Raw genomic sequence first — 6,039 nt, 5'->3', positions numbered from 1 at the left:
GTCACGGATACGTCGCCATATTTTGGTTCCAACATCGGTAGCTCCTTCGCCGTCAGGATTCGGTCCCAGAATAAGTTCTCGCCGATCGAATGTGCAATGGCAGCGACTAGTCATTGAACGATCGTTTAATTTTCGCCGTCTCAACGCTTGCGTGATCGTACACAGATGCGCGATTCTTCAGTTGGGAGAACGAAACTATGCACGATTTCGCAATTCGAAACGGCAAAGTCGTAGATGGCAGCGGAGCGCCCGCGTTTACCGGCGACGTCGCGATCGACGACGGTGTGATCACCAGTGTCGGCGCGAAAGCGGGCGCCGCGAGGCGCGAAATCGACGCAAGCGGCCTCGTCGTCACGCCGGGATGGGTCGATATCCATACGCACTACGACGGCCAGGTAACGTGGGATCCGTACCTCAGCCCATCGAGCTGGCACGGCGTTACGACGATCGTGATGGGCAACTGCGGGGTCGGTTTTGCGCCGGTCCAGCCGGGCCAGCAGGAGTTCCTGATCGGCCTGATGGAAGGCGTCGAGGACATCCCGGGCAGCGCGCTCTCCGAAGGAATCAAGTGGGGCTGGGAATCGTTTCCCGAATACATGAGCGCAATCGAAAATATGCCGCGGGTGCTCGACGTTGGCGCACAAATGCCGCACGGCTCGCTGCGCACCTACGTGATGGGCGAGCGTGGCGCGCGCAACGAGGAAGCGACGCCCGACGACATCGCGAAGATGGCGGCGCTGGTGCGCGATTCGCTGAAGGCCGGCGCGCTGGGATTCACCACGTCGCGCACGATGCTGCATCGCGCCAAGAACAAGGATCTCGTGCCCGGAACTTTCGCCAGCGGGGCGGAACTGCTCGGAATCGGCCGCGCGATGGGCGAGGTCGGGCACGGCGTGTTCGAGATGGCGTCGGACATGGTCGGCGCCGACGCGACAATGGAGTGGATGATCAAGCTCTCGACCGAGACCGGCTTGCCGATCACGTTCGCGATGGCGCAGGTGGACAACAATCTCGACGGCTTCCGCCGGATGCTCGAGCGCGTGCGCAACTACAACGCGAACGGCGCGCACCTGGTGCCGCAGATTCCCGGCCGACCGACCGGGATGCTGATGGGACTGCAAAGCTCGCTGCATCCGTTCATCGCGCATCGGAGCTACCACGAGATTGCGCATCTGCCGATCGATGAGCGGGTTGCGTTGATGCGCGATCCGCAAGTCCGCGCGCGAATCCTCGCCGACCAGCCGGCTGTGAAGGATCGTGTGACGCTGTATCTGCTGACCAACTTCGCAAAGTATTTTGCGCTCGGCGATCCTCCCAACTACGAGCCCGCGCGCGAGACCAGCGTCGCCGCGCGCGCCGAGCGCGAGGGCAAGACGCCCGCGGAGCTGACCTACGATTTGATGCTCGAGCGGGAAGGACGCGAGTTGCTCTACATGCCGTTCGCCAACTACTCGGACTATAACTTCGACGCGCTGCGCGAGATGCTGCTGAATCCTGTTACGGCGCTCGGCCTCAGCGACGGCGGTGCGCATTGCGGACTGATCTGCGACGCCAGCATGCCGACCTACATGCTGACGCATTGGGTGCGCGATCGCAGCCGCGGCGAACGCCTGCCGATCGAGATGATCGTGAAGCGACAGACCAGTGACACCGCGAAGTTTTACGGACTGCGGGATCGCGGCGTGCTCGCGCCCGGAATGAAGGGCGACGTCAACGTGATCGACATGGACGCACTGCGATTGCATCCGCCAGAGATGGTGTTCGATCTTCCTGCGGGCGGACGTCGATTGATTCAGCACGCCGACGGCTACAAATATACGGTCGTCAGTGGCGAGGTCACATTCGTCGATGGCAAGGCGACCGACGCGATGCCCGGCAAGCTGATCCGCGGCCCTCAAGCAGCGCCGCGGGCAACGGCTTGAAGGAAGGTTCCAGCGATGCTCGCTATCGGCGACACCGTTAAGATAGTGGAAGGCCCTTTCTACGATTTTGAGGGGACAATTGCGGAAGTGCGCCCGTCAGAGGAGAAGGCGCGCGTTACGATATCAATTTTCGGACGCGCAGAAATCGTTGAGCTGGATTTTTCTCAGATAAAATCTGCGACAGCAAATTAAGCCCATGAAGCCCCGCCACGCAGCCGCGCTCGCGCTTGTTGCTTGGTATATGATCACCCCTCCTATTACTTACGATACGAAGGCGGGACTTCGGATTAATTTTAAGGCCCCTCCGACCGAGTGGACGTTAATTGAGAAGTACCAGAGCAAAGAAGACTGCGTGAAAGCATTGAGCGGACGTGATCATTTGGCGGAAGAGGCTGGTAAGCGCGGCGACGCAGAGGCGAAGGAGAGTTGGCGGCTAGCATTCTCCAAGGCCCGATGCATTGCGGAGAATGATCTCCTTCGGAACGGCGGCTTTATCGGTGAGATTCGTTGAGACTCGGCAAATTAAGACATTGACAATTTCAAATTCAGGCACTCAGCCCCGAATTAAGACAGTACCAACCAGCGAGGACCTATAGCCCTTAAACGCGGAAGCTGCTACATAATAGAAACTCGATCTCGCAGGGAACACACGAACGATGAATCCGAATATCGAAAGGGCCCGGGAAACCTCCCGTGGTGGTGTGTCTGCGACGTTCGGTCATCATTGACTCGATAGCATAACAAGAACGCGAAAGACGGCCACGGGTGCTAGCACTCCGTGGCCGTTTTGTTTTTTCGGGATGAAAACGCGCGCGCGTTAAAGGCAGGTAATTCGATGCTGGTAGAAGTTGAAAATTTGAGCAAGACCTTCGACGACTTTCACGCCGTCGATAACGTGAGCTTCGGGATCGAGCGCGGCGAAATCATCGGGATGCTCGGGCCGAACGGCGCGGGCAAGACTACGACGATTCATATGATTCTGGGGCTGATCACGCCGACCTCGGGGCGCATCAGCATTTTCGGCAAGTCGATGGCGACGCATCGCGGCGAAATCCTCGAGAAGATGAACTTTACGTCGCCGTACGTCGCGTTTCCGTTCCGGCTGACGGTGCTCGAGAACCTGTTGGTCTTCGCGCGCATCTACAATCTGAAAAAGCCGCGCGCGCGAATCGACGAGCTGCTCGAGCGCTTCGGAATCACCAAGCTACGTGACAAGGCAATCGCGCGGCTGTCGTCGGGCGAGAATACGCGCGTCGGTCTGTGCAAGGCGTTCATGAACGATCCTGAACTACTGCTGCTCGACGAGCCGACGGCGTACCTCGATCCCGAGGTGGCGTGGCAGGTGAAGAATGCGCTGCTCGAGGCGCAGCGCGAAAAGGGGACGACGATTTTGTACACGTCGCACAACATGGCCGAAGTCGAGCGGATGTGTAAGCGGATTGTTTTTCTGCATCACGGGAAAGTGATCGCGGTGGGCAGTCCGATAGAAATCACGCAGTCGCTCCTGGACGAGGAACGCGAAGAACCCGCGCTGGAAGAAGTTTTTCTGCGCGTGGTGAAGGGCAAGGCAGCATGAAGCTACATCGCATCAACGCCGTAATCGTGCGGCACATATATGAGTCGCGACGCAACTTCGATCGCGTCGTCGACATGATTTGGTGGCCGGTGCTCGACATCGTCATGTGGGGCTTCTTCACGGTTTACCTGTCGCACAGCAACCGGCTGCAGCCGACCGTGGTGAGCTGTCTGCTGGGCGGGATAATTCTGTGGGGAACGTTCTACAGCTTTCAGCGCGACATGGCGGTCGGATTCATCGACGAACTATGGTGCCGCAACCTCATCAACCTGTTCTCGACGCCGTTAACGCTGGCTGAATACATGGCCGGACTTCTGACGGTGTGCCTGCTGAAGGTCATGGTCGGGCTGGTAGCGGCATCGGCGATCGCATGGGCGGCGTACTCGTTCGACATCGTTCCGTGGCTGCCAAACTTTATTCCGTATATGGCGAACCTGTTGTTCTTTGCGCTCGCGCTCGGAATAGCGATCACCGGGATGATCTTTCGCTACACGACGAAAATTCAGGCGCTGGCCTGGGGCTTCGCAGGTTTGCTGATGCCGGTGTCGTGCGTGATGTATCCGATGTCGTCGCTGCCGAAGTGGCTGCAGGACATCGCGTGGGTAATGCCGACCGCGCATTCGTTCGAGGGAATGCGCCAGGTTCTTGACGGCAAAGGATTTTCGCCGCTGCACTTCTGGTGGGGCGTCGGTTTGAACGTCGTATATTTCGCCGTCGCGATCGTATTCTTCGGCTGGATTTACGAGAAGGCGCGGAACCGGGGCTTGCTGGTCAAGCAGGAGTAGTTGATATGGCCGCGCGTCATCCGGAGCACGATCTGCTGCATCAGGAGGTTCGTTCATGGTATCGAACTTCCGCGCCGCAATTGGGCTACTACCTGGTGCAAAGACGTTTTGGATTTTATCGTCATCACGCCAACCATCCGGAATCCGGCCGTATAATTGTTGAGGCTCTTACGCCTGGCGAAGTACCGGAGTTGCTCGCGGATGCCAGTAGCTATTTCGATAACCGGGCGGTGGACGTTTGGCTGGACGACAAAGACTTGGATGCAGCGGTTGGCCCGGCACTGGTCGCGGAGGGATGTTCGATAGACAAAGCGATTACCTACTTGGCACACGTCGGGCCGCGTCCCGAACGAGTTCAGCTACCGGGTGTAACCGTCGAGGCGGTCACGCCGGACACGTTGCTGGACTACGTGCTGGTGAAGCTGAAGGGATTCGCGAACTCCGAAGACGCACCGGCGGTTGAAGACGTCGATAAGGAACTGGCGGTGCGCCGGAGCGAGCTGGCCAGCCTGGGGCGATTTCTCATCGCGCGGTTTGGCGACGAGCCGGCGGCCATCCTGGGATACTACGACGGCAGCGACCGATTGGTCTTCAACCTCGCCACGCGGATGCCATTTCGCATGAGAGGCATCGCGAGACACCTGCTATGCGGGGTCATCGCGGATTCCTGCGATCAAGGCTGCCGGTCAGCAATCATCAACACGGACCCGAACGACACTCCTATCCAATGGTACCGGCGGCTCGGATTTACGGATGAAGTCTATTGGCGTCGCAGCTATCTGTTCGAGCCGGCCAGGAATCCATTACTCCTGAGGCGCTGAGCGGCCGCGCGCAGCAGCGCGGCGGATTCGTCATTGCATATCGATGAAGTTTGCATCGAGCGGCACGATGCATTTTGAAATGCCGCATCGTCAAAAGATGCAAAAAGCCTTATGGAATGGGCGTTTCCGCATTGGCACGCCCGGTGCTGTTAGTCCTGTCGGAAGAGAAGCGACGGAGGCTGGCAGTTCCAATGAAACAGATCACAAAAGCGGCGATGCCCCACATTTTTTCGATCAAAGTCCTCGACAAACTTCCGGGACTCTTCAAGCCGCATCGGTACCTGTATCACTGCGTGCGCTGCAAGTGGTCGTTCGTCGTCAACGACGGGCGCCGCGGTGCGCTGCGACCGATCTCCGACAACGGCACGCCGCTTACGCGTGAAGAAGTCGTCGCACGTGCCGAAACATTTGCGGCGGGCCCATGTCCTGCGATGCGCGTAGTGGCGGAGGCGTCGTTGCGCGTCAACGGCAACGGAGCGAATGGCCACGTGCCGGCTGACGCCGGACACTCTCGTTCCGAGCTGCGTTTGCACTAATCAACTGCCTCTACTAAATCGGGAAATTACCATGTGGGATTTGCTTTCAATTCTCAGCAGCATTGCTTTCTTCGCGATCGCGATCGAGTACGTTCGGGGGTGCGACGGTCTATGAGCCCGGTTGAAACTGTTCTGGGTGGGGTGTGCGCGCTCTTGTTGGCTGCCTACTTGATATATGCGTTGCTGCGCCCCGAACGCTTCTAGGTTGATCGCCGGTACATGCTGTCCAATTCGATAATTCAGATCGCCGTTTACTTCCTGCTCGTGACGGCGATCAGCGTGCCGCTCGGACTATACATGGCGCGAGTGTTCTCGTATGAGCGTACCTTTCTGGACCCGGTGCTGTCGCCAATCGAGCGACTGATCTACAAGATCTGTGGGATTAACCCCGGCGTCGAG

8 protein-coding genes are annotated in these 6,039 nt (G+C 58.6%); all 8 read left to right on the top strand.

What is annotated here, in order from left to right:
• Positions 1–197 precede the first annotated feature (197 nt).
• Entirely contained in the window at positions 198–1,922 is a 1,725-nt protein-coding gene (locus tag VIW95_RS02955) for an N-acyl-D-amino-acid deacylase family protein (protein ID WP_331583876.1), read from the top strand.
• Between the two features lie 15 nt (positions 1,923–1,937).
• A complete protein-coding gene (locus VIW95_RS02950; RefSeq protein ID WP_331583874.1) occupies positions 1,938–2,114 on the top strand; it encodes a KOW motif-containing protein in 177 nt (58 codons plus the stop codon).
• Between the two features lie 643 nt (positions 2,115–2,757).
• Positions 2,758–3,498, top strand: coding sequence for an ABC transporter ATP-binding protein (locus VIW95_RS02945; protein WP_331583872.1), 741 nt, complete (start codon positions 2,758–2,760; stop codon positions 3,496–3,498).
• Positions 3,495–4,283 (top strand): ABC transporter permease, encoded by a 789-nt coding sequence (locus tag VIW95_RS02940; RefSeq protein ID WP_331583870.1) that lies wholly within the window; start codon positions 3,495–3,497, stop codon positions 4,281–4,283. The genes VIW95_RS02945 and VIW95_RS02940 overlap by 4 nt, the downstream gene beginning before the upstream one ends.
• A 5-nt stretch (positions 4,284–4,288) precedes the next feature.
• The gene (locus tag VIW95_RS02935; protein ID WP_331583868.1) at positions 4,289–5,104 is read left to right on the top strand and encodes a GNAT family N-acetyltransferase; all 816 of its coding nucleotides are present in this window, start codon (positions 4,289–4,291) and stop codon (positions 5,102–5,104) included.
• Between the two features lie 191 nt (positions 5,105–5,295).
• Complete coding sequence (locus VIW95_RS02930; protein WP_331583866.1) at positions 5,296–5,640, top strand: hypothetical protein; 345 nt, start codon at positions 5,296–5,298, stop codon at positions 5,638–5,640.
• A 111-nt stretch (positions 5,641–5,751) separates the two neighbouring features.
• Positions 5,752–5,844 (top strand): K(+)-transporting ATPase subunit F, encoded by a 93-nt coding sequence (gene kdpF, locus VIW95_RS17445; RefSeq protein WP_349259280.1) that lies wholly within the window; start codon positions 5,752–5,754, stop codon positions 5,842–5,844.
• A gap of 15 nt (positions 5,845–5,859) precedes the next feature.
• Positions 5,860–6,039: potassium-transporting ATPase subunit KdpA (locus VIW95_RS02925; protein WP_331583864.1), on the top strand; the 180-nt coding region annotated here is incomplete at its 3' end.

Source organism: Binatus sp. (SeqCode), assembly GCF_036522015.1.
Taxonomy (GTDB): Bacteria; Desulfobacterota; Binatia; order Binatales; family Binataceae; genus Binatus.
Note: the sequence above shows the minus strand (reverse complement) of the source record. Positions and strands in the feature narration are given on the sequence as shown.

Excerpts from the sequence above, each read along its gene's own strand:
- VIW95_RS02955 (WP_331583876.1), top strand. The coding sequence starts at position 198 with ATGCACGATTTCGCAATTCGAAACGGCAAAGTCGTAGATGGCAGCGGA.
- VIW95_RS02950 (WP_331583874.1), top strand. The coding sequence starts at position 1,938 with ATGCTCGCTATCGGCGACACCGTTAAGATAGTGGAAGGCCCTTTCTAC.
- VIW95_RS02945 (WP_331583872.1), top strand. The coding sequence starts at position 2,758 with ATGCTGGTAGAAGTTGAAAATTTGAGCAAGACCTTCGACGACTTTCAC.
- VIW95_RS02940 (WP_331583870.1), top strand. The coding sequence starts at position 3,495 with ATGAAGCTACATCGCATCAACGCCGTAATCGTGCGGCACATATATGAG.
- VIW95_RS02935 (WP_331583868.1), top strand. The coding sequence starts at position 4,289 with ATGGCCGCGCGTCATCCGGAGCACGATCTGCTGCATCAGGAGGTTCGT.
- VIW95_RS02930 (WP_331583866.1), top strand. The coding sequence starts at position 5,296 with ATGAAACAGATCACAAAAGCGGCGATGCCCCACATTTTTTCGATCAAA.
- kdpF (WP_349259280.1), top strand. The coding sequence starts at position 5,752 with ATGAGCCCGGTTGAAACTGTTCTGGGTGGGGTGTGCGCGCTCTTGTTG.